Below are 21,462 nucleotides of genomic sequence, written 5' to 3'. Positions count from 1 at the left end.
CTAGAGGAGCTTTTTGTAGCGGTAATGGCGGGTGATGATCGAGACCACCTCGTCGGGCCGGTCGGCCAGTTGCAACAGGTCCTGGTCCTTTTCGTCGATATAGCGCCGGTCGCCATAGACCGAGTCCCGGATCCAATCCAGGACCCCTTTCCAGTATTTCCGGTCCACCAGGATGATGGGCATGGGGTCGATCTTCCGGGTCTGCACCAGGGTCACCACCTCGAAAAGCTCGTCCATGGTTCCGAACCCGCCCGGCATCACGATGACCGCCGAGGTATAGCGCAGGAACATCACCTTGCGGATGAAGAAGTAATGGAAGTCCACCGGCAGATTGATGTAGGGGTTGGGCTTTTGCTCGAAGGGCAGTTCGATGTTGCAGCCCACCGACCGTCCCCCGGCCTCATGGGCGCCCCGGTTGGCTCCCTCCATGACCCCGGGCCCGCCCCCCGTGATCACCGAGAAGCCCTTCTTGGAAAGACGGAAGCCGATCTCCCGGGCCAGGCGGTAGTCCTTGGCGCTCTGTTGGGTACGGGCGGACCCGAAAATGGCCACTGCCGGGCGGATGTCCCGCAGGGCCTCGAAACCCTCCACGAACTCGGACATGATCTTGAACATCCGCCAGGTATCCTGCTCCTTGAACTCGTTGGCGATGAAAGGGTTGGTGGAGCCGTTGGTCTTGGGCCGGGGGCTGTGCCGCCTTTCCACGGAAGGGGTCCGGCGGGCCGTCTTTTTGCGTTGTGGCATCTGGTCCTCGCTCGAGTTTTTTTAAAGGATAAAGGCTTCCGGATTTCCCTTGGCCGCGTCGCGGATGCGCTGGGCATGGTCGGTGATGAGCGGGGGAAGGGCGGCTAGGTCGAAGAAACCCAGCTCGCTGGTTTCCTCGCTGGGGGTGAGTTCCCCGCCCGTCACCTTGCAAAGGAAACTGACCCGCACCGTATGCCACTCGGGCCCCTGGGCGATATGGAGGGACCCCGCCGTATCCGAATAGACACCGATCAGACGCAGGACCTGGGCTTCCAGGCCCGTCTCTTCGCGCAATTCACGGACGCAGGCCTGGGCCAGGGTCTCCCCCAGGTCCACATGCCCCCCCGGAACGCACCAGAGCCCGTTGTCCGTGCGCTTGGCCAGGAGGACCCGCTTGCGCCCGTCGAAGACGAAGGCGTTGACCGCGAGCTTGGGGGTCGTCTGGGGCTTATGGGGCAAGGGATCCTCCCAAACAAAAAATCCCGCGCACCCAAAAGGCACGCGGGATCCGGAACAACGATCCTACCGGGCCCGGACCAGCGGACCCAAGGGACCTTAACGCTTCGAGAACTGGAAGCGGCGGCGCGCCTTCTTGCGGCCGTACTTCTTGCGCTCGACCATACGGGGGTCGCGGGTCAGGAACCCGGCCACCTTGAGGGGCTTGCGCATCTCGGAATCGACCTTGAGGAGCGCGCGGGAGATGGCGTGGCGCAAGGCCTCCGCCTGTCCCGTGATGCCGCCCCCGGTCAGGTTGGCGAACACGTCGTACTTATTGAGGGCCGAGACCGTCTCGAGCGGCGAACGGACCACGGCGTGCTTGACCTCGGGGAAGAATTTTTCAAGGGGCTTCCCATTGATGACGAAAAGGCCCTTGCCGGGCCGGAGGATGACACGGGCGACCGAGGTCTTGCGGCGGCCGGTGGCGGCGAATTGTTCTTTCGTAGCGGGCACGGTTACTCTCCTCTTTTGGTGGCGTTATGGGCCAGGGTCAATGGTTGGGGCTTCTGGGCGACGTGGGGATGGGTCTCGCCGGCATAGATGTTCACCCGGCCGAACATGCGGTCCCCCAGCTTCGACTTGGGGAGCATTCCCTTGATGGCGTATTCCAGGATCCGTTCGGGCTTGGTGGTGCGAAGGTTCTTGTATTCTTCGGTCGACAATCCACCCGGACGGCCCGAGGTGCGGTGGTGGGCCTTGGTGTCCCACTTCTTCCCCGTCAAATGGATCTTTCCGGCGTTGACGATGATCACGTGATCCCCGTTCTCCAAATGGGGCGTGAAGGTCCTCTTGTGCTTGCCTCTCAGGAGGGCGGCCACTTGGGACGTCAGGCGGCCCAGGACCTGGTCCTTGGCGTCGACGATCCACCAGTTACGGTTGATGTCCTTTTTCGAGGCGAGATAAGTCTTTTGCATAAAAATCCTGCTCCGATCTGATGGAAACTACTTGGCCTTTGGGGACAAGGGCCTGAATTATATGGGTTTTGGAAGGTGTGTCAAGAACGATGGGGCCGTTTTCGGGCCAAAAGGGCCCAAAAGCACCCATACCAAATCTAGGGGACCCGGAACCGAAGCTCCCCATGGACCATGGCAAAGGAGACCTGTCCGCGGTATTGGACCGCCCTCTCAAAAGGGTCCCTCCCGGCCGATGACCTGGGAAGGGGGATCCCGATCAAGTCCGCCAGGTGACCCGGCCGGATGCGCCCTAATTCACGCCCCGCACCCAAGGCCTCGGCGGCCCGGCTGGTGGCCAGGGACAGGACCTCGCGGGCGGGAACGTGCGGATGCGCCTGCCGGAAGATCCGCATTTCCCGGAACAGGGAAAGGGACCCGTTGCTGGCCAGGCTGTCCGTCCCCAGGCAGATCCGAACCCCCGCCCGTTTCATTTTTTCATAAGGAAAGGCCGGATGGCCGAAGAATTCGTGGCTTCCGGGGCAATGGGCCACCGCAACCCGGTTCTTGGCCAGGACCCGGATGTCGGTTCCCTTCACCGCGTTCAAGTGGACCCCCAGGTCCAGTTTGGGAAGCCAACCCGCGTGCTTGAGATATTGGACGGGGGTGGTGTTGCGGGGCAGCACCCAATGGGGATTGAGCCTTGCCAAACTGCTCCCCAAGGGCCCCCGGCCGTCCTTGAAGAGCCGGGCCTCTTCCCGGCTCTCGGCCACATGGATGGTGGTGGGCACGCGCGGATGCTGTTCCAGGTAGCGCCCCGCCAGGCGGTAAAGCTCCCGGGAAACGGTGAAGGGCGTGTGCGGGCTCAAGCCCCATCGAAAGGTGGGTGTGGGCGGTTCCCGTTTCAACAACCCCAGGACCCGCTCCTGGACCTGCTTCCAATAGTCCTTGGGGGAGGCCTGAAGGAGGTCGAGGAGCTCGACGAACAGGATCGAACGAAGGCCCGAGGAACGCAGGAGCGGCCAACTTTCCAGGGTGGTCGAGACATCGCAAAGGGTCGTGGTGCCGTAGGCCAGGCTCTGCTGGATGCCGGCCCGGATGCCCTGGCGGAACTGGCCGGGCGTGGAGGCCCGGGTGGCCGCCCCCATGCGCCGCAGCCAATCGATGAAGCTCCCGCGATAAGGGACCTTGCGCCATAAGTGGGTGAAGTCCAGGTGACAATGGGCGTTGATGAGCCCCGGAAGAAGGACCGTGTCCCCCAGGTCCAGCACGCGGGCCGACGGCACCGGGTCCAGGTCCCGGCGCCTCCCCACTTGGAGGATGCGGGGACCTTGGAGCAGGACAAAACCATCCTCGATGGGATGTTCCCGGTCCATGGTCAGCAGGAGGCGTGAATAGAGGATCAACCGTTGGGCCATGGCGGCTAGTTTACCGTGGAAGTCCCCGCGGAAGAACGCAAGGGCGTCACAAAAGACGGCCGAAAGGGAGGCCCTCATATTGACCCCGCCCCGGCCCTTCCTTAAAGTAACGGCGCCCATGCTCGACAACAAACTCCAGAAGACCCTTTTCCACCTGACCAGCCAGCTCACCACCTATTTCCCCCGGGGTGGGGCCTGGTTCTTCGACCACACCATTCCCCACTTGTTGGGGAATCCCTTCTTGGTGGACCTGGTCGCCCGCCAAAACCTGGAGCGGATCCGCAAGGTCAAGAAATTCGAGAGGATCCTGGTCATTCCCGACATCCATATCGGCGACGCAGTCATGTTGCAGGGGGCGGTCTATGCCTTCCGGGCCCACTTCCCCGACGCCCGGATCGACTTTGTCATCAAAAAATCCGTCGCTTGTTTGATCGAGGGCAACCCGGTCATTTCCAACCTTTATCCCCTCTTCACGGGGGTCGTCTTCCCCGAGCCCGCCGACATCGAATCGGTCAAGGAACTGGTGGCGGAGAACCGTTATGACCTTTGTTTCAACTGTTCCCCCTTTTTCGAGGACGACAGCCTCTTTCCTCCCGGCCAGGCCATTTTGAATTTCATGACCGTGGCCCCGCGCCTGATCCGCAACGGCCTGGACCGGACCGGGATCAACCACTTCCTTCATCAAAGCTATTCCTTCCCGGACAAGCTCCTTCGTTCGAGCCGGAACACCTTCGCGTCCCGGGCCTTCCGGGGGGTGGACGTGTTCCTTTCCGATGGGGCCCTTCGGACCGCCGAGCAATGGCTCCAGGCCTCGGGCATCCGGCCCGGGAAACCCCTCTTTTTCCTGAACCCGGACACGGCTTCCCCCTATACGCTCATCCCCGAGCATTACCAGGTGGAACTGTTGAAAAGGGTGCTTCGAATGGATGTAGAGGTGCTTTTGGGAACGGCTTTTACCCACAAGAACATCGAACAAAGGATCCTGGAGGGCCTGGACCCGCAGGAGCGCCGGCGGGTCGTCCTGGTCCCTACCAGCCTCCCCATTGACGCCTATACAGCCTTGATCGACAAGGCGGACGTCTTCGTGACGGGCGACACGGGCCCCCTGCACATCGCCGCGGCCCGTAAACGCTCCAAGAGCGGGAACTCCGAGTTCCGGAACCGGACCTTCGTCGTCTCGGTCTTCGGAGCGACCCCGGCCCACATGTCGGGTTACGATTCGACCGACCCGCTTTTCCCTCCCGCCAATCAGGATGCGCCCTCCCGCACCTTCGTGTCGGAAAGCCCCTGCCGCAACATCACCTGCGTGAACAAGATGGCGAAGACCTGCCAAAAGGTCCGCTGCTACGACCGGTTGGATGTGGAGGGGATGGCCGGGGAGATCTCGGATTACCTGGAAAAAACCAAGGCTTAACACCCGCCTCAGCGGGTGACGTACTTCTCCATCTTCTCGAATTTATCGTAGGGCTTCCGGTCGGTGGAGATCCTGCCCCTTTTCCTCAAGACCTTCAATTCCTCGTTCGTGGGCTCCACCCGGTAGGTGGAAGGCGTGAAATAGTCGAAGGACACGCCTTTTTTGCGCATCTTGGCCACATGGCCCTCCAAGGTCTTGAGCGAGATGGGCGAGGCGGAGGCCATGCGGTAGGTCCATCCCATGCCGAAGCAGGGCATGTCCACCCGGGCGGTGAGGATGTTCGGGAAGACCGAATGAAAGGTTTTGTAGATGGTCGCGAAGGATTCGGGAAAAAGATAGTAGTTGTCCGTGTGGATGGAGATGATCCCCTTCTTGCTCAGGCGTTTGCGACAGAGTTGGTAGAACTCCCGGGTGTAGAGCATCTTGGAAGGGCCATGGGGTTCGGTCAGGTCGATGATAAGCACGTCGAAGGACCCGGGGTTGTCCTCGAGCCACTTGCGAGCGTCCTTGTAGATGATCTCCACCCGGCGGTCCCGGAGCACCCTTTCGATGACGGGGTATTTCTTCCGGCAGAAATCGACCACGCCCTTGTCGATCTCCAACATCAGGATGCGTTCCAAGCCCTTGAACTTCACCGCCTCCTCCAACGCAAAACAATCCCCCCCGCCGATGACGCAGATGGACTTCGGGGAAGGGTGGGCCAGGAGCGGCGCGGAGACCAGGTATTGGTGGTAGCGGTTCTCGTCGCCGTGGCTGATCTGGATCTTTCCGTCCAGGAAGAGCATGGTGCCGAAGGTCTCGTCCTTGAAGATCTCCATGGACTGGAAAGGGGTCTTGCCCTTGTAAAGGGAACGGCCTTTATAGACGTGGCCGAAGGTATTGGTGGTCCACTCGGTCTTGACGGGCATGGGGGTGCGGCTCCTGGGGAAGGCTGGCAACGGGGGGGATTATAACGGAAATCGAAATAGCGGCCCGGTTAATTTCCAGGAAGGCCCGGGGGCTTATTTATTGAAGGAATAGTAGGTGGGGATCTCGGCCACAGGACCTCGCGGGTGCTCTTCGGCCAGGACCGGACGGACCGGGATATCCAACGCCCCGCTCTTGAGGTCCTGGACGATCTTGACCAAGGCCGGGTTTTGGGGGTTCAGACGGAGGCTCTCCTGGAAGGCTCGAAGGGCCGCTTCCTTCTCGCGCAATTCGAAATGACAATAACCCAACATTTGGTAGGACTGCCAGAAATCCCATTTCCCGTCGATGGCCCAGTGGAACCGGGTCAGGGCCTTTTCGTAATGGCCCGCGAGGTAGAACTCGAGGCCCTTCATGTAATCCTTCTCGACTTGGGAAACCTTCCCTTTGGCCAGGGCCATCCCGGGTTGGAGGGCCAGGAGCAAAAGAAGGAGAAGGGTCTGAAAACGTTTCATGCCACATCCTTAAGGTCGGCGCATCACCGTGTCACTCATCTTACCCCCTCCCCCGAGGGCTTGCCTGGCTTTAGGGAGGGTTTTTCAGCCGTTCGATCTTTGGACGGACCCAGGAGCTTTTCTTCCAATAAAACGGGAAAAAACGGGGTTTTAGCGGGGAATGGGTTTGCCGTGGACCGCCGTGATGGTGGAGTGCATGCCCCCCCGGGTGGCGAACTGGCCGGTCACCTTGCACCACTTGGGGCGGGCGGCGGCCGTAAAATCCCGGAGCATTCGGTTGACCGCGTTCTCGTAGAAGATCCCCACGTTGCGATAGGCCAGGATGTAGCTTTTGAGGGACTTGAGCTCCAGCACATGCTTCACTGGTTCGTACTCGAGGATGATGGTCCCGAAGTCGGGCAGGCCCGTCTTGGGGCAGACCGCGGTGTATTCGGGGATCTCGATGCGGATGGTGTAGGCCGGAAAGTGGTTGGGGAACGTTTCGATCGATGGCAGCCGCAGATCCAAGCCGGATTTAGCGTGAGTTTCATTGTAGGCTTTCATCCCGCCCCCAATTCTTAATTTTTTATGCTTAATTCTCGATTGAACCCGGCGTGCAATTCAAAATTCAAAACTAAGAATCAAAAATTGCCGTTGATCAGTTCACTAACTGGTAGAAGGTATCGCGCTGGTGGGGCTCGTAGCCCATCTCCGTGATGAGGCGCTTCATCTCGTCCAGGCTCATGAGGTAGCGCAGGCCGGTGGAGGCCACCACGTTCTCCTCCAGCATGATGCTCCCCAGGTCGTTGGCGCCATATTTGAGGCCCAACTGCCCGATCTTCTTTCCCGGGGTGACCCAGGAAGCCTGGAGGTTCGGGAGCGTGTGGTTGAGGATGATCCGGGCCAAGGCCAGGGTTTTCAGGTACTCCTGCCCGCTGGCGCTCTTGAGGCCCAGGCTCTCGTTGCCCGGCTGGTAGAGCCAGGGGATGAACCCCAGGAAGCCGCCCGTTTCCTCCTGGACCTCCCGGATCCGGAAGATGTGCTCGATGCGTTCGGCGACGGTCTCCACGTGGCCGAACATCATGGTGGCGGTGGAGCGCATGCCCAAGGAATGAACGTCGCGCATGACGCCCAGCCACTCCTCGGTACTGGCCTTCAAGGGGGCGATCTCCTTGCGGACCCGGTCCACCAGGATCTCGGCGCCGCCTCCGGGCATGGAATCCATGCCGGCTTCCTTGAATTTCTTGAGGATCTCCTTCACCGGCATGCCGAAGAGGCCCGAGAAATGGACCAATTCGGGGGGCGAGAAGGAGTGCAGGGTGATGTCCGGATGGGCCTGCTTGACCCGGGAAAGCGTGGAGAGGTACCAATCGAGCGTCAGGTCGGGGTGATGCCCTCCCTGGAGCAGGATCTGGGTGCAGCCGTGCTGCTTGGCCTCGGTGATCTTGTGGATGATCTTCTCGGCCTCGTTGACGTAACCTTCCTTCGTGTCGCCCGGCTCCCGGTAAAACGCGCAGAACTTGCAATAGGTCACGCAAACGTTGGTGTAGTTGATGTTGCGGTCGATGAGGTAGGTGGCGATCCGGTCGCCCTTGGTGCGGACCTTCAGGATATCGGCGATGGCGCCCATCTCGCTCAGGGACGAGTTCTGATAGAGCTCCAGGGCCTCCTCGCGGTTGACGACGTGGCCGTCCAAAATACGCTCTTGAAGTGTCCCGACGCTTGCTGTTGGCATTTTCTTTTCCCTCGCTAACGACTGACCGCTGACAGCTGATCGCTGTCGTTAAATGATGAACCCTTCTTCTTTGAGGAGCTTCTGGAACTCCAGTTGGCCCTGGACTTCCTTAGGGGTATAGGCATAGTCGATGTTCTTCTCGAGGTATTCCTTGGCCTGCGGCCGGTGGAAGACCCAGATGCCGTGGTAGTTCTCCGCGATCTCCCCGAAGTGCTTCACCCCCTCGTTCTTGGAGGCAAGAAGGTCCATTTCGATCTCACGGGCCACCTGGACGTCACGGGCCATCCACACGGCGTAAACGAAGGGTTTGCCCGTGCGGAGCGTCCATTCGGCCCCCAGGTCCATGACGTTCATGCCCGTCGGGGCGCTCTCCAGGGCGATATCCCCGAACTGGAGGACCGCTTCCCAAGGCTTGCCGCTGGTGACCCGGAATTCGCTCATATCCACGGCCTTCACTTCGACATCCTTGGCGCCATACCACTTCTTCAGGATCAACTTGGCCAGCAGAACGGAGGTCTGGGAGCGCTTATCGGCGAAGATCCTTTGAACGATCCTCCAAGGCCCGTTCCCCAAGAGTCGAACGCTCTTGACCGGCCCCTTGCTGCCGATGGCGGCCACGGGGACCACTTGGAGCTCGGGGTTCAGGAACTTGACCACAATGGGGGCCAGGGCGACGTCCAAGCGGCCTTCCTTGAGCAACTTGACCATGTCGGCCGGGGCCACATCGAAGAGCTTGTGATGGTTCTTCATATCCCAGATGAGGGGTTGGGAATTCAAGAAAGGGGCCACCCCGATGTTCATGGGCCGGGCAATGAACTTGACCGGGACCGCCGGAGCCGGGGCGGGCGGCGTGGCAACGGCCGCCGGAGCAGCCGCCGGTGTGGCCGGCGCGGCCGCGGGGGCCGGAGCCGCCGGTTTTGGGGCCGGGGCTGGAGTGGCGGCTGGATTATTGGCCGGAGTTTCGCTCATGATCGGTTCCTTTTCGTTTTTTTGATACGGCTCGACCCAACCTATTTCGCCAAAGCAGGTTCTTGGATCCGCTTCAGTTCCCTATAAAGCGTGTCCCGCTCCACCGGTGTGCGGCCGGCTTCCTGGATCAAACGGCGCAGGTCCGAGACCGTCATGATCTCGGGGGTCTCGGCCCCGGCCATATGGTAGATCTTCTCCTCGATGACCGTCCCATCGATGTCGTCCACCCCGTACGAGAGGGACAACTGGGCCAGGCGGACGCCCAACATGATCCAATAGGCCTTGATATGAGGGAAATTGTCCAGGTAGATGCGGCCGATGGCCAGGGTCTTCAGGTCCTCGATGCCCGAAGGACGGGCGAAGTGGTCCATGGCGGTATGGTCCGGATGGAAGGCCAAGGGAATGAAGGTCTGGAAACCGCCGGTCTGGTCCTGTAATTCACGCAGACGGCGCATGTGGTCCACCCGGTGTTCGTATTTCTCCACATGGCCGTAAAGCATGGTGGCATTGGTGCGAAGGCCCAGTTGGTGGGCGGTCCGGTGCACTTCGATCCATTGGTCGGCCGTGGCCTTGCCCGGGCAGATCCGCTCCCGCACCTCGGGATGGAAGATCTCGGCGCCGCCGCCGGGCATGGAATCCAGCCCCGCGGCCTTGAGCCTCCCCAGGACGTCCTGGTAGGACATATTGAACTTGGTGGCGAAGAAATCGATCTCCACCCCCGTGAAGCATTTCAGGTGGACGGTCGGCACGGTCTTCTTGAGCAGGCGTAGCATCTCCTCGTACCAGGCCAGATCGTATTGGGGATGGAGCCCGCCGACGATATGAAGCTCGGTGATGCCCTCCCGTTCGTAGGCTTCCTTGGCCTTCTGGGCGATCTGCTGGTGGGTGAACTCGAAGGCGCCCTCCTCCCCTTCGAAGCGGGAGAAAGCGCAGAATTTGCAGGTGGTGGCACAGACGTTGGTGTAATCGATGTGGCGGTTGATGTTGTAGTAGGTGTCGTTGCCGTTCTTGCGTTCCCGCACCAGGTTGGCCATGGCGCCCAGGACGTGGAGCTCGTTGGTATGGTAAAGCCGGAGGGCTTCCTCGTCGGTGATGCGGACGCCCTTCTCGACCTTCTCGTAGATGTCTTTTAGGGAGGACTTTTCCAGCAGTCGTTTCAAAAGCAAGACGGGAACCCCTTGGATCTAGGTCAGGCCCAGATGGTCACGGCGACGACGGCGAAATAGAGCACCGAGACCCAGCCGTTCATCTTCATCATGGAAGGGGAAAGGGTGAAGTGGGAGCGTCCCCCGGCCTTTTCCAGCTTGTAGGCCTTCAGGTGCTGGTAGAGCAGAAGGGCCCCGATCAGGCCGATCCCCATGTAATAGGGCCTCGGAAATGCGGCCTGGGCCCCGAAACCAGCGAGAAATCCTAACATACCGAAATGGAAGAATCGAGAGGCTAACAGGCTGGGCCCGATCCCCCACCGCACCACCCAGGACTGCAATCCCGCTTTTTTGTCGAATGCCTCGTCCTGGGTCGCGTAGAGGATATCGAACCCCGCCAGGAAGAAAATGACCGCCATCATCAACCAAAAGGGCTCGGGCGCGAAGGCCCCGGTGGCGGCGATCCAGGCCCCGACGGGCGCGACCCCCAGGGCCAGTCCCAGGAACAAATGGGAGGTCCAGGTGAACCGCTTGGTGTGCGAATAGAAGAACACGATGCCCATGGCCAGGGGGGAAAGCTTGAAGCAAAGCGGGTTGATGAAATAACAGGTGCCGATGAAGGCGAAGAAGCAGATAAGGACGATGACCCTGACCTGCCAGGGCCTTATGCGCCCTGCCGGGATGTCCCGGTTTTGGGTGCGGGGGTTCTTGGCGTCGATGTCCGCATCGACCAGGCGGTTATAGGCCATGGCGGCGGTGCGGGCCAGGACCATGCAGACGATGACGAGCAGGAGGACGCGCAGGGGCGGTTTCCCATGGGTGGCGGTCAGGAGGCTGGCCAGGGCGAAAGGCAAGGCGAAAACGGAATGGGGCAGGACCACCAGGTTCGAAAAGACCTTGAAGCTTTTCAGCATGGGCTCAATCTTGGATCTTTTGTTGGGATTCTTCCGCCCGCCACCGCCTGGAAACTTCGGCATCGATCCCCGCATGGTCATAGACCCGGGCGATGACCGTGTCCACCAAGTCCTCGATGCTCTTGGGGTTCCCATAAAAGCTCGGAACGGCCGGGATGAGATGCGCCCCGGCCAGGGTCAACAGTTCCATGTTCTTGATCTGGATCAAGGAAAGGGGGGTCTCCCGGGGCACCAGGATGAGCTTGCGGCGCTCCTTGAGGAACACTTCCCCCGAGCGGGTGATGAGGTTGTCCGCGATGCCGTGGGCGAGCTTCCCCAGGGTCGTGGTCGAGCAAGGGATGACCACCATGGCCTCGAATTTGTTGGAGCCGCTGGCGGAAGGCGCCGTCAGGTCCTTCTCGTCCCATTCCCGCACGTGCGGGGGCAGGTTGAGCCCCCCCTCGTGGGAGGCCACGATCCGGGCCGAACCGGACACGACGGCGTGCACTTCCCAATCATCATAAGGAAGGTGTTGGAAGAACCGCCGTGCATAGAGGGTGCCCGAGGCGCCCGAGACCGCGACCAATAGCTTCTTCATCTTATTTACGCACCCCCACCAAACTCACCGCGACACCCATGGTCTTGGTTTCGATCGTGATGTCCTTGAAACCCTTTTTTTCCATCAGATCGCGGAAATCCCGGATGGACGAAAAACTGCTCGAGGTCTGCTGCAGGTATTCATAGGCTTCTTTGTTCCGTGAGATGGCCCCGCCCCGCATGGGCACCAGGAACTTGATATAGAAGGCATGGGCCAATTGGGAAAAGAGCCCGGACGGCCGGAAAAACTCCAGGATGACGGCCTTTCCCCCCGGCTTCAGGACCCGGGCGATCTCGGAAAGACCCTTATCGAGCGAATCCAGGTTCCGCACCCCGAACCCGCAGAGGACCGTGTCGAACGCCATGTCCTGGAAGGGCAATTTCAGGGCGTCCGCCTCGAAGAACTCGACCCCGCTCTGGGAGGTCATCTTGGTCTTGGCCAGTTTCAGCATGGGCTTGGCGAAATCGGCCAGGAAGAGCTTGGCGGCCGGGTATTTCGCCCGGAGGGCCATGGCGAAGTCCCCCGTCCCGGCACAAAGGTCCAGGACCATCTTCGGCTCGAACCCGTCCTTGCCCATTTGTTCGATCGACTCCTTTCGCCAAAGGATGTCCTTGTTGAAGGACAGGGCGTGGTTGGCTTGGTCATAGGTCGGCGCGATATCGGAGAACATGGTCTGTATTTTTTGGCTCACTTTTAACCCCAATTCTTGATGTTTAATTCTTAGTTTTTAACTGAGGATTTAAAATTCAAAAACTAAGCATTGAACTTCTTATTTGATCAATCCGTATTTCTTCAACAACGGCAGTACTTTTTGCTCCACTTCCGGCGTCATGGCCAGCTCCTCCGGCCATTCCCGTTCGAACCCTTCTTCCTTCCATTTCTTCGTGGCATCGATCCCCATCTTGCCGCCCCAGGCCCACATGGGCGAGGCATGGTCCAGCACGTCCAGGGGCCCCTCGGTGATGACCACGTCGCGCTTGGGGTCCATGCAGTTCCCCACCCGCCAGAGGACCTGGCCGTAGTCATGCACGTCCGTGTCCTGATCGACGATGACGACCACCTTGTTGAGCATCATCTGGCCCAGTCCCCAGAGGGCGTACATGACCTTGCGGGCGTGCTGGGGATACTGCTTGTCGATGGAGACGATGGCGAAATTGTGGAAGATGCCGTCGATGGGCAGGTCGTAATCGACCACTTCCGGCAGGACCTTCTGCATCAGGGGCAGGAAAAGCCGCTCGGTGGCCTTGCCCAGCCAGCCGTCCTCCATGGGAGGCTTCCCCACGATGGTGGTCGGGTAGATGGGCTTCTTGCGGCGGGTGATACAGGTCACGTGGAAGACCGGGTATGGGTCGGCCAGGCTGTAATAGCCCGTATGGTCCCCGAAGGGACCTTCGGTCTTGCGCTCGCCCGGTTCCACATAGCCTTCCAGGACGAAGTCGGCGTCGGCGTGGACCATCAGGTCGACGGTCCTGCACTTGACCAGTTCCACGGGCTTCTTGCGCAGGAACCCGGCGAAAAGAAGCTCGTCGATGCCCTCGGGCAAAGGAGCGGTCGCCGCATAGGTCAGGGCCGGATCGCCTCCCAAGGCGACCGCCACTTCCAGGCGTTTGCCCATCTTCTCGGCCTTACGGTAATGGCCCGCTCCACCGTGGTGGACCTGCCAGTGCATGCCCGTGGACCGGGCGTCGTGCACCTGCATGCGGTACATGCCGATGTTGCGAAGGCCCGTTTCCGGGTCCTGGGTATAGACCAGGGGGAAGGTAATGAACCGGCCCCCGTCCTGGGGCCAGCACTTGAGGACCGGCAGTTGGGTGAGGTCCGGCTGGTCCTCGACCACTTCCTGGCAGGCCCCCTTGGAAACCTCGGTGGGCGGGAACTTAGCGATCTCCCCCAGTTTGGGGAGGAATTTCAGTTTCTCGACGATTCCCTTGGGCGGCTTCAGTTCCAGAAGTTCCTTGATGGCGACGGCATGTTCTTCCAGGTCCTCGACCCCCAAAGCCCAGCTCATGCGCTGGCGGGAGCCGAAGGCGTTGATGAGCAGGGGATAGGGGCTTCCCTTGGGCTTCTCGAAAAGAAGGGCTTTGCCCCCGTTATAGGACTTGGAAACCTTGTCGGTGATGGCGGTGATCTCCAGGACCGGATCCACCTCGTCCGGGATGCGGAGCAGTTCGCCTTTTTTATCGAGGAACTCGACGAATTCGGTCAATGAGGAATAAGCCACGATGGTCCGTTCTTTGGGGGCTGTCTAGGGACCCGGCCATCCGGGTCGGTCTTAGGTCCAGGAAGGCGGTTATTCTACGTCAGCGGGGAGGTCGTCTCAACCTTGGGCCCGGTGACACGGGCAAAAAGAAAGGCCCCTAAAACGACCAAAAGACCGCCCGCCGCCGGACCCCAGAGGAAGGCCAACTTGGGCTGGAGATAAAGGTTGAACCAGGCCATATAGCTGACGGCCCAACCGACCGTCATCAAAAAGCGGCTGTTGCGGACCCGACCGGCGGGCGACATCCAGCCGGTGGCATAACCCGCCATGGCGAAACTCACGCCGAAGAGATGCAGGTAGGCGCTGTGCTTGATGAACATCTCCGCGTCATCACCGAGCGCCATCATTCGGGCCAACCAAACGAAGCACCAAAGGATGAGCCAAAGGATGGAGATCAGGGCCGTCCCATGGGCGAAATAAAAGGCCGTCCGGGTCCCAGTCCCCTTCCCCAGGAACAACAGCAGGAGACCCGCCAACCCCGCGAAACCGAAAAGGATGACCAACCCAAAGCTCGAGGAAGGGTCCCGGCGCAGGGCCTCGGCCAGGGGCCCCTGGACGAAAAGCCCGAAGGTCAGGACCAGGCCCAACGCGCCCAGGTAGTAAAAGGGGATACCGAGCTTCATTCTTCCTCCGTTTTGGGTCCGCGCCGGTGGATCGGCGGGAAGGCTTTGGGATAAAAGACCTTCACCATAAAGAGCCCGTTGGGGGGAAGGGTCGGCCCCGCCTTCTTGCGGTCCTTGGATTTGAGGATCCCCGGGATATCCTCCGGTTTGATCTTGCCATGACCCACATAGACCAGGGTCCCGCTGAGGATGCGGACCATCTGATGCAGGAAGGACTCGCCCGTGTATTCGATCCACACATCCTTCCCCTTCTTCTTGATGTCGATCTTGTGCAGGGTCCGTTTGGGATCGGCCCGCTTGCCCAGGGCTCCCCGGAAAGCGGTGAAGTCGTGGGTCCCCAGGAAATGCTTGGCGGCTTGACGCATGGCCGGAAGGTCCAAGGGGATGCGCAGGTGATGGTAGGTATTCCGGTCGAAGACCGTGTATTCCTTGTCGTTGCGGATGACATAACGGTAGAGCTTGGCCAGGGCATGGTAGGTGGAATGGAACTGGGCCGGGACCACCTGGGCCTTCACGATCTTGAGGTCGTGGGGAAGGAGTTGGTTCAACACGGTCCGGATCCGTTCCACCGGCAGGCTGGAATCGGTGTGGAAATTGGCGGTCTGGCCCAGGGCGTGGACCCCGGCGTCGGTGCGTCCCGCCACCAGGAGGTCCACCGGGTGCCCGCAGATGAGCTTCAAACGCTCTTCCAGGGTTCCCTGCAAGGTGGGGGCCTGGGGCTGTTTCTGCCAGCCGGAAAATTGGGTGCCGTCGTATTCGACCGTCAGGCGGATGTTCCGGAAAGGCATCAGGTCAGCGCTTCTTGAGGCCCGGCAATTCCCTTTGGGTTTGGGCCTGGGTGAGGGCATGGAGGCCGTCCAGGGCCTCCTTTTGCTGCGGGTTCAGGTTGAGGGACTGGTGATAGGCCGAATCGGCGTTGGGGAAGTCTCCCATCATGCGGAAGGCGTCGCCCAACCGGGCCAAGGCGTAGGGGTTCCGGGGCTCCCGCCTCAGGGATTCCTGGTAATTGGTAATGGCGGCCGAATAGTTGGCCAATTGCATATAGGTGTCGCCGATCATCATGTAAATGCGCATCAAGGTCTGGGGTTGGCGGTATTGAAGGGCGTTGTTGAAGCTCCAGAGGGCCAGGTCAGGCATCCCGTTCATGTAGGCGAAATAGCCGGTGAAATCGAACCCGATCCCGTAGGAATCCTTCATGACGTCGGTGTATTCGTCCCAGTAGCCCCGGTCCGGCGCATCCATGTTCCGCAGGCGATAAGTGTCCCAAAGCAGGTTCAGCCGGTCCGAGGTGAAGGGATAGTTGAGGTTCTTGGTGGCGGCCATGCGCCAGAGGAACCCCTCGGGCAGGCATTGGGGATTCTTCTCCCGCATCCAGGGAGCCGTGAAGATATTGGTGAAATAGAAAGAGCGGTCCTTGGCGTGCCGGTCGATCATGTCCTGGACCACGGTCTCGGGCCGGATGTCCTCGCGGCCATATTGGTCCCGGCGCAGGGGCACATAGAGGAAAGGCCAACGTTCAAAGAGGGGGTTCCGGTACCAGTCATAGGGGATCAATTGCATGGTGAAGGAGACCACCGAAGGCCGTTTCCCTTCCACGAACTGGAGGTACCAAAGGGGCAGGATATCGATGTCCCCATTGCAGATGATGACCCCGTCGTTGTTGACGGTCTTGAGCATGTTCATGCCCTCGTCGTAGGAGCTGACATAGCGGCTTTGGTCGTTCCCCTGGTAAATGGCCTGCCCGTTCTCGATCTTCATGGTGGCGTTGTAGTCCAACAGGAGGGGCATCAGGGCGAAGGAAAGGACGAAAGCGGATATATAGAGAGGGATCATGCGTCCCTCCCACTCCTTGGCCGCCCATTGGCAAAGCCCCGCCACCCCGAAGGCCGCGAACATGGAGATGATCATGAAGACGGGCGAGAAGAAGTTATCGATGGTCCATTGGTAGCCTTCCAGCGGGTTGTTGAAGAGGATGATCCCCGTCCAAACGCCCATTCCCAGCAGGAAAAGGCCAAGCCCGCTCACCCAATTGGTCTGTTTGGAAAAGAGGATGGATTCCCCCACCTGGGCCCAGTCCTCCCAAAGGAAGAACAGGAAACTGAAGGGGAAAAGGAACACGAAGGAGACGGCCACGGCCCATTGCTTCCAGCTCCACCTGAACAACCAGATGATCCCCCAGATGGCCAGGGCGAAGACCAAATAGGTAAAGACCTCCCCATATTGGTGATGGGCATGCAGCCAGAACCGGATAAGGTCCCGCTTGATGGTCCCCCATCCCCGCTGATCCCCGACGCCCTTGTAGCCCTCCCGCAACACGGTGCCCACCAATCGTCCCAGGGTCTGGGGATTCCACCAATTGACGAGCGGGTTCTGGGTCGCCCGGATGGGAAGGTAGAGATAGACCGAAAGGGAAAGCAAAAGGGCCAGGAAAGCCTTGATCCAATTCACCAGGCCGAAAGCGGAGACGATGTTCACCAGGTTGTCCAGCAGGTCGAAGGGCTTGAGCGTCACCAGGTTATGGACCATCCTGCCCATGGAGACCCTGTTCTGGCCGGCCAGGAACATCCAGAGGAAGGAGGGCGCCATGACCAACATGTTGGGCCAGTGGTGGGCGAGGCCCAGGCCGTAAAAGAAACCCGCGAGCAGGAAGCTTTTGATGAACCAGCCCCTCTCGCGCATCTTGTAAAAAAGGTAGACCAGGGTGATGGTCAGCCAGGTGTTCAGGGTGTAGATGCCGCCCTTGGCCCCGCCCGCCTGGAACCAATGCTGGTAGGAAAAAGCGAAGATGAGCGAACCAAAGAACGCGGGGATCTCCCACAGCCAAGCGCTGGGCCGCCCCGGGGCCGTTCCCTCGCCCGGTCCCACGGGCTCGACGGAGGCCACGGCCGCATTGGGGCCCGAGGCCTCGGGCGCCAGGTACTGCTTGAGGATCATCCGCAGGGTGTAATAGACCATCAGGACCGAGAAACTGGCGGTGATGAGCGAGCAGAAGGTGACCCGGAACATGGGTTTGCCGATCGGGAGCAGGCAACAGACCCGGCCCCAAAGGGTGTGGAGGGGATAGCCGGGCGAATGGGAGATGGTCAAAAGGTCGCAGACCATGATGGTCTCGCCCGAATCGTTGATGTTGAAGGTCGCGCAATGGGTCAGCAGATAGACTTCATAGACCAGGATCAAGAGGAGGAAAGGGATCCGCATAGGTTGGGCTTGTTCCTTGGACAAAAGCGTTCGGTCCGGGGCGGGGATTACCCGCCCCGGACCTTTTTGCTCTTCTTAAGCGTTGGCCTTCGCCGCCGCCAAAGCCTTGTCGTAATCCGGGTGGCTCGTCATCTCCGGGACATATTCCACGTACTTGACCTTGCCGTCCTTGCCCACCACGAAGATGGAACGGGCCTCCAGGCGGAGCTCCTTGATATGGGTGCCATAGGCATCCGCAAAGCTCATATCCCGGTGGTCGGAGAGGGTCTGGATCTTGATGTTCTCGGCCCCGCAAAAACGGGCCTGGGCGAAGGGCAGGTCGGCGGTGATGGTCAGCACTTCCACCGAGGCCGGGAGGTTGGCCGTCTCCTTGTTGAACCGCTGGGTCTGCAACGAACAGACCGAGGTGTCCAGGGAGGGAGCCACGGAAAGGATGAGGGTCTTTCCCTTGTAGTTGTCCAGGGTCACTTCCTCCAACTTGTTCGTCAGCACCTTGAAGTTGGGGGCCGTATCGCCCACTTTGATCTCGGGTCCCAGGAGGGTCAAAGGACCGCCCTTGAAGGTCTGCACGCCTTTACGTTCTTGCATTCGTTTCTCCTTAATGTATTTTCACCGCGCAACCATTGAGACGCCGAAAAGACCTTGAACGGGCTTCTTTCCAGGAACTTCGTTTCCCGTTAGGGAAATATCCGCCATTCAAAATTCTAAATTGCCTTCAAATGTGGCCCTGATGCACCAGGTATTCGGCCACCAGCATCCCGCCCTTGGCCGCCCCCATCTTGGTGTTATGGGAGACCAGGACATACTTGATACCGTTGGGAAGCGCGTGATCGGCCCGCACTCGTCCGACGGAGGTCACCATTCCGCCTTCCCGGTCCCGGTCCACCCTCGGCTGGGGGCGGAAGGGATCGTCGGTCACATCGATCAAATGGGGCGGGCAAGAGGGTAATTTCAGGCCGATGAAGCTTTTCGCGTGTTCCCGCATGACTTTCTTCACGTCGTCCACGGTGGCGTGCTTCTTCAAGGACACATAGACCGCCTCCGTATGGGCCTCCAGCACAGGCACCCGGGTGCAGGTGGCCGAGACCGGGAAGGGCGCCGGGGCGACCGTCTCGCCCACGATCTCGCCCAGGATCTTTTGGGTCTCCTTCTCGACCTTTTCTTCTTCCTTGGGGATGTAAGGGACCACGTTATCCACGATGTCCAGCGCGATGACGCCGGGCGAACGGCCCGCGCCCGAGCATGCCTGCATGGAGGTCATGATCACCTGCAGGATGCCGAAATGGTCGTGCAGGGGCTTGAGGGTCATGGCGAGCCCCGTGGTGGTGCAATTGGGCACCGGGGTCACGAAACCCTTCCAGCCGCGGTTCTTCTTTTGGACCGCGATGAGCTTGTCATGGCCCTCGTTGACGCCGGGGATGAAGATGGGCACGTCAGCTTCGTAACGGAAGGCCGAGGCGGTGGAGACGACGGGCGTGGTCTTGGCGTAACGGGGTTCCAGTTCCTTGGCGGCGTCGGACTCCACGGCTGTGAAGATGACGTCCACCTTCGTGGCATCCAGCTTGGAGGCGTCCTCGACCTGGAGCTTGGCGAAGGCCGGGTCGAGCGGTTCCTGGCAATACCAACGGAAGGCGCCGTGGGCGTCGGTGATGGCGTCCTTGTAGGTCTTCCCCGCCGAGCGCTCGCTGGCGGCCAAGGCGACCACCTCGAACATGGGATGGCCGGGAAGGGAGGCCAGGAACTGCTGGCCGGCCACGCCCGTGGCCCCGATGACGGCGACTTTCTTCTTTTTCATTTTTCGTCCTTAAAACTGGCTAAAAACGGCTCAAGGGAAGGGAAAGAATAACACATTTGAAGTCAGTTTCAATCGCGCGACCAGGGAAGAAGACCTCCTGGTCCATCAATGATCAGGGGATTTCCGTCTTGGAGCTGGATTCATAGGTCTTTTTTCCTGCCGTCACCGAAATGAAACAAATGTAATAGCCGGGAGGCATGGGGCGGCCCACGTCGTCCCGTCCGTTCCAGGTGACGTCATGTGGGTCTATGGTGAGGAACTCGGGTTTCTCCTTCTTGTTGAAGGTATCTTCCCAAACCAGCCGAAGTCCACTCGTGAAGACCCTTAGATAAACCTCGTCCGCAGGGACCGTGGTCCCCCATTGGAAATGGATCTGCCCTTGGCCGTCAGGTTTCGGGGAGACCGAGAACTGGAAAACCCCCGGGGTCGAGGTCCAGGTGGGACTGGGGGTGGGCGACAAGGTGGGGCTCGAGGTCGGCGTGGTGGAAGGGGTGTGGGTGGCGGTCGAGGAAACCGTGGCGGTCGGCACAGGGCTGCGGGTCCCCGTCGGGCTGTTCGTCGGGGTCGAGGTGATGGTAGGGGTGGGAGTAACGCTCGGGGTCGAGGTCGGTGTCCCGGTGGGAACCAAGCTCCCCGGTGTGGAGACGCCCATTGCATGGCGGGAAGCCGGGCTCCCAGCCAGGGCGGACCCGGCGGGCGCGGTCTGGGCCTGGAGCAACATCCCCAGTCCGGTCAGTAGGGCCAGGACCCCGAACCCTTGGATCTTTTTCATTGGTTCACTTCAGCTCCCGGATGACGGCTTCTCCCATCTCCCGGCAGGTTATCACCTTCCCGCCCTTCTGGGCCAAATCGGCGGTCCGAAGACCCGAATCCAGCACCCGTTCCACCGCTTTTTCCACCGCTTCGGCTTCCTTCAAGAGCTTGAAGCTGTATTGGAGCATCATGGCGGTGGAGAGGATCATGGCCAGCGGATTGGCCTTGCCCGTCCCCGCGATATCCGGGGCCGATCCATGGGAGGGTTCATAAAGGGCCACCTGGCCGCCGATGGAAGCGGACGGCAGCATCCCCAGAGACCCGGTCAACATGGAGGCCTCGTCGGAGAGGATGTCCCCGAACATATTGGTGGTCACCATCACGTCAAAGGACTTGGGTTTGAGGATGAGTTGCATGGCGGCGTTGTCCACGATCTGGTGCTCGAAGGTGATGTCCTGGTATCGATGGGAAACCTCCTCGGCCACGTCGTGCCAGAGCCGGGAGGATTCCAGCACGTTGAACTTGTCCACGCTGGTCACCTTCTTGCGCCTCAGGCGGGCCAGGTCGCAGGCCAGCCCCACGATGCGCTCGACCTCAGGGGCGCGGTAGATCTCGGTGTTGACCCCATAGCGGTCCTTCCCTTCCCCGTGGATGCCCCGGGGTTCGCCGAAATAGATGCCCGAGATGAGTTCCCGGACGATCAGCATGTCCACCCCGTCGATGACCTCGGGCTTCAGGGTGGACGCGTCCTTCAGCGCGTTGAAGAGCTTGACCGGCCGGAGGTTCGCGTAAAGGTCCAACCCTTTGCGCAGGCCCAAAATGCCCGCCTCGGGGCGCTTCTTGTTCTCCATCTTGTCCCACTTGGGCCCGCCCATGGGGGCTTTGAGGACAGCCTGGGCGTTCAAGCAGGCCTTCAGGGTATGGTCCGGCAGGGGGGTGTCGAACTTGTCGATGGCGATCCCGCCCGCGTCCTGAGCCTCGTATTCGAATTGATGTCCGAAGATCTCCCCGATGCGGTCGAGGACCTTCTTGGATTCCTCGCAGATCTCGGGACCGATACCATCCCCGGCCAATACGACGATGTGAAAATTCATGGGAACCTCTTGGGAAAAGAATGCCGGCCGGGGCT

General features: G+C 60.4%; 23 protein-coding genes. 1 reads left to right on the top strand and 22 read right to left on the bottom strand.

Going from position 1 to position 21,462, the window contains the following annotated elements; all coding sequences use genetic code 11:
* The 5 genes from VHE12_12915 to VHE12_12895 form a co-directional block, all read right to left on the bottom strand.
* Entirely contained in the window at positions 1-744 is a 744-nt protein-coding gene (locus tag VHE12_12915) for a TIGR00730 family Rossman fold protein (protein ID HVZ81683.1), read from the bottom strand.
* A gap of 21 nt (positions 745-765) precedes the next feature.
* Positions 766-1,203, bottom strand: a complete 438-nt coding sequence (locus tag VHE12_12910) for an NUDIX domain-containing protein (protein HVZ81682.1) — start codon at positions 1,201-1,203, stop codon at positions 766-768.
* Positions 1,204-1,299: 96 nt separating this feature from the next.
* Positions 1,300-1,695, bottom strand: a complete 396-nt coding sequence (gene rpsI, locus VHE12_12905) for a 30S ribosomal protein S9 (GenBank protein HVZ81681.1) — start codon at positions 1,693-1,695, stop codon at positions 1,300-1,302.
* Positions 1,696-1,697: 2 nt separating this feature from the next.
* Positions 1,698-2,156 carry a 50S ribosomal protein L13 gene (gene rplM, locus VHE12_12900; protein HVZ81680.1) on the bottom strand — a complete coding sequence of 153 codons (459 nt, stop codon included), beginning with the start codon at positions 2,154-2,156 and terminating at the stop codon, positions 1,698-1,700.
* Between the two features lie 137 nt (positions 2,157-2,293).
* Positions 2,294-3,550, bottom strand: a complete 1,257-nt coding sequence (locus VHE12_12895; GenBank protein ID HVZ81679.1) for an amidohydrolase family protein — start codon at positions 3,548-3,550, stop codon at positions 2,294-2,296.
* Between the two features lie 118 nt (positions 3,551-3,668).
* On the opposite strand from VHE12_12895, the gene VHE12_12890 reads away from it, so the two are divergent.
* Complete coding sequence (locus VHE12_12890; GenBank protein ID HVZ81678.1) at positions 3,669-4,964, top strand: glycosyltransferase family 9 protein; 1,296 nt, start codon at positions 3,669-3,671, stop codon at positions 4,962-4,964.
* Between the two features lie 8 nt (positions 4,965-4,972).
* On the opposite strand, the gene VHE12_12885 is transcribed toward VHE12_12890, so the two are convergent.
* The 17 genes from VHE12_12885 to leuB all read right to left on the bottom strand — a co-directional run bounded on the left by VHE12_12885 (position 4,973) and on the right by leuB (position 21,427).
* A complete protein-coding gene (locus tag VHE12_12885) occupies positions 4,973-5,872 on the bottom strand; it encodes a fused MFS/spermidine synthase (GenBank protein ID HVZ81677.1) in 900 nt (299 codons plus the stop codon).
* A 93-nt stretch (positions 5,873-5,965) separates the two neighbouring features.
* Positions 5,966-6,385 (bottom strand): tetratricopeptide repeat protein, encoded by a 420-nt coding sequence (locus tag VHE12_12880; GenBank protein HVZ81676.1) that lies wholly within the window; start codon positions 6,383-6,385, stop codon positions 5,966-5,968.
* 150 nt (positions 6,386-6,535) lie between these two features.
* Entirely contained in the window at positions 6,536-6,892 is a 357-nt protein-coding gene (queF, locus tag VHE12_12875; protein HVZ81675.1) for a preQ(1) synthase, read from the bottom strand.
* Between the two features lie 130 nt (positions 6,893-7,022).
* Positions 7,023-8,060, bottom strand: a complete 1,038-nt coding sequence (gene mqnC / locus VHE12_12870) for a cyclic dehypoxanthinyl futalosine synthase (protein HVZ81674.1) — start codon at positions 8,058-8,060, stop codon at positions 7,023-7,025.
* 87 nt (positions 8,061-8,147) lie between these two features.
* Positions 8,148-9,068, bottom strand: a complete 921-nt coding sequence (locus VHE12_12865; GenBank protein HVZ81673.1) for an MqnA/MqnD/SBP family protein — start codon at positions 9,066-9,068, stop codon at positions 8,148-8,150.
* A gap of 41 nt (positions 9,069-9,109) precedes the next feature.
* Positions 9,110-10,234 (bottom strand): aminofutalosine synthase MqnE, encoded by a 1,125-nt coding sequence (gene mqnE / locus VHE12_12860; GenBank protein HVZ81672.1) that lies wholly within the window; start codon positions 10,232-10,234, stop codon positions 9,110-9,112.
* 23 nt (positions 10,235-10,257) lie between these two features.
* Positions 10,258-11,127, bottom strand: coding sequence for a UbiA-like polyprenyltransferase (locus VHE12_12855; GenBank protein ID HVZ81671.1), 870 nt, complete (start codon positions 11,125-11,127; stop codon positions 10,258-10,260).
* 4 nt (positions 11,128-11,131) lie between these two features.
* Complete coding sequence (locus VHE12_12850) at positions 11,132-11,704, bottom strand: UbiX family flavin prenyltransferase (GenBank protein HVZ81670.1); 573 nt, start codon at positions 11,702-11,704, stop codon at positions 11,132-11,134.
* Between the two features lies 1 nt (position 11,705).
* Entirely contained in the window at positions 11,706-12,395 is a 690-nt protein-coding gene (gene ubiE / locus VHE12_12845) for a bifunctional demethylmenaquinone methyltransferase/2-methoxy-6-polyprenyl-1,4-benzoquinol methylase UbiE (GenBank protein ID HVZ81669.1), read from the bottom strand.
* Between the two features lie 78 nt (positions 12,396-12,473).
* Entirely contained in the window at positions 12,474-13,925 is a 1,452-nt protein-coding gene (locus VHE12_12840; GenBank protein ID HVZ81668.1) for a menaquinone biosynthesis decarboxylase, read from the bottom strand.
* Positions 13,926-13,999: 74 nt separating this feature from the next.
* Positions 14,000-14,587, bottom strand: coding sequence for a hypothetical protein (locus VHE12_12835; protein ID HVZ81667.1), 588 nt, complete (start codon positions 14,585-14,587; stop codon positions 14,000-14,002).
* Positions 14,584-15,375, bottom strand: a complete 792-nt coding sequence (truA, locus tag VHE12_12830; protein ID HVZ81666.1) for a tRNA pseudouridine(38-40) synthase TruA — start codon at positions 15,373-15,375, stop codon at positions 14,584-14,586. Before truA ends, VHE12_12835 begins: the two co-directional genes overlap by 4 nt.
* Before the next feature lie 4 nt (positions 15,376-15,379).
* Positions 15,380-17,785, bottom strand: coding sequence for a DUF2723 domain-containing protein (locus VHE12_12825; protein ID HVZ81665.1), 2,406 nt, complete (start codon positions 17,783-17,785; stop codon positions 15,380-15,382).
* Positions 17,786-17,860: 75 nt separating this feature from the next.
* Positions 17,861-18,373, bottom strand: a complete 513-nt coding sequence (gene tpx, locus VHE12_12820) for a thiol peroxidase (GenBank protein HVZ81664.1) — start codon at positions 18,371-18,373, stop codon at positions 17,861-17,863.
* Between the two features lie 127 nt (positions 18,374-18,500).
* Positions 18,501-19,580 (bottom strand): aspartate-semialdehyde dehydrogenase, encoded by a 1,080-nt coding sequence (gene asd / locus VHE12_12815; protein ID HVZ81663.1) that lies wholly within the window; start codon positions 19,578-19,580, stop codon positions 18,501-18,503.
* Between the two features lie 112 nt (positions 19,581-19,692).
* The gene (locus VHE12_12810) at positions 19,693-20,352 is read right to left on the bottom strand and encodes a hypothetical protein (protein HVZ81662.1); all 660 of its coding nucleotides are present in this window, start codon (positions 20,350-20,352) and stop codon (positions 19,693-19,695) included.
* Between the two features lie 4 nt (positions 20,353-20,356).
* Entirely contained in the window at positions 20,357-21,427 is a 1,071-nt protein-coding gene (gene leuB / locus VHE12_12805; protein HVZ81661.1) for a 3-isopropylmalate dehydrogenase, read from the bottom strand.
* Positions 21,428-21,462: the final 35 nt, after the last annotated feature.

This window comes from bacterium (genome assembly GCA_035549195.1).
GTDB lineage: Bacteria > Oederibacteriota > Muellerivitia > Muellerivitales > Muellerivitaceae > DASZRK01.
Note: the sequence above shows the minus strand (reverse complement) of the source record. Positions and strands in the feature narration are given on the sequence as shown.

Bases quoted from the DNA above. Each gene is read 5' to 3' on its own strand.
- VHE12_12915 (HVZ81683.1), bottom strand. From the start codon at position 744: ATGCCACAACGCAAAAAGACGGCCCGCCGGACCCCTTCCGTGGAAAGG.
- rplM (HVZ81680.1), bottom strand. From the start codon at position 2,156: ATGCAAAAGACTTATCTCGCCTCGAAAAAGGACATCAACCGTAACTGG.
- VHE12_12895 (HVZ81679.1), bottom strand. From the start codon at position 3,550: ATGGCCCAACGGTTGATCCTCTATTCACGCCTCCTGCTGACCATGGAC.
- VHE12_12890 (HVZ81678.1), top strand. From the start codon at position 3,669: ATGCTCGACAACAAACTCCAGAAGACCCTTTTCCACCTGACCAGCCAG.
- VHE12_12885 (HVZ81677.1), bottom strand. From the start codon at position 5,872: ATGCCCGTCAAGACCGAGTGGACCACCAATACCTTCGGCCACGTCTAT.
- VHE12_12880 (HVZ81676.1), bottom strand. From the start codon at position 6,385: ATGAAACGTTTTCAGACCCTTCTCCTTCTTTTGCTCCTGGCCCTCCAA.
- VHE12_12865 (HVZ81673.1), bottom strand. From the start codon at position 9,068: ATGAGCGAAACTCCGGCCAATAATCCAGCCGCCACTCCAGCCCCGGCC.
- VHE12_12855 (HVZ81671.1), bottom strand. From the start codon at position 11,127: ATGCTGAAAAGCTTCAAGGTCTTTTCGAACCTGGTGGTCCTGCCCCAT.
- VHE12_12850 (HVZ81670.1), bottom strand. From the start codon at position 11,704: ATGAAGAAGCTATTGGTCGCGGTCTCGGGCGCCTCGGGCACCCTCTAT.
- VHE12_12835 (HVZ81667.1), bottom strand. From the start codon at position 14,587: ATGAAGCTCGGTATCCCCTTTTACTACCTGGGCGCGTTGGGCCTGGTC.
- truA (HVZ81666.1), bottom strand. From the start codon at position 15,375: ATGCCTTTCCGGAACATCCGCCTGACGGTCGAATACGACGGCACCCAA.
- VHE12_12825 (HVZ81665.1), bottom strand. From the start codon at position 17,785: ATGCGGATCCCTTTCCTCCTCTTGATCCTGGTCTATGAAGTCTATCTG.
- tpx (HVZ81664.1), bottom strand. From the start codon at position 18,373: ATGCAAGAACGTAAAGGCGTGCAGACCTTCAAGGGCGGTCCTTTGACC.
- asd (HVZ81663.1), bottom strand. From the start codon at position 19,580: ATGAAAAAGAAGAAAGTCGCCGTCATCGGGGCCACGGGCGTGGCCGGC.
- VHE12_12810 (HVZ81662.1), bottom strand. From the start codon at position 20,352: ATGAAAAAGATCCAAGGGTTCGGGGTCCTGGCCCTACTGACCGGACTG.
- leuB (HVZ81661.1), bottom strand. From the start codon at position 21,427: ATGAATTTTCACATCGTCGTATTGGCCGGGGATGGTATCGGTCCCGAG.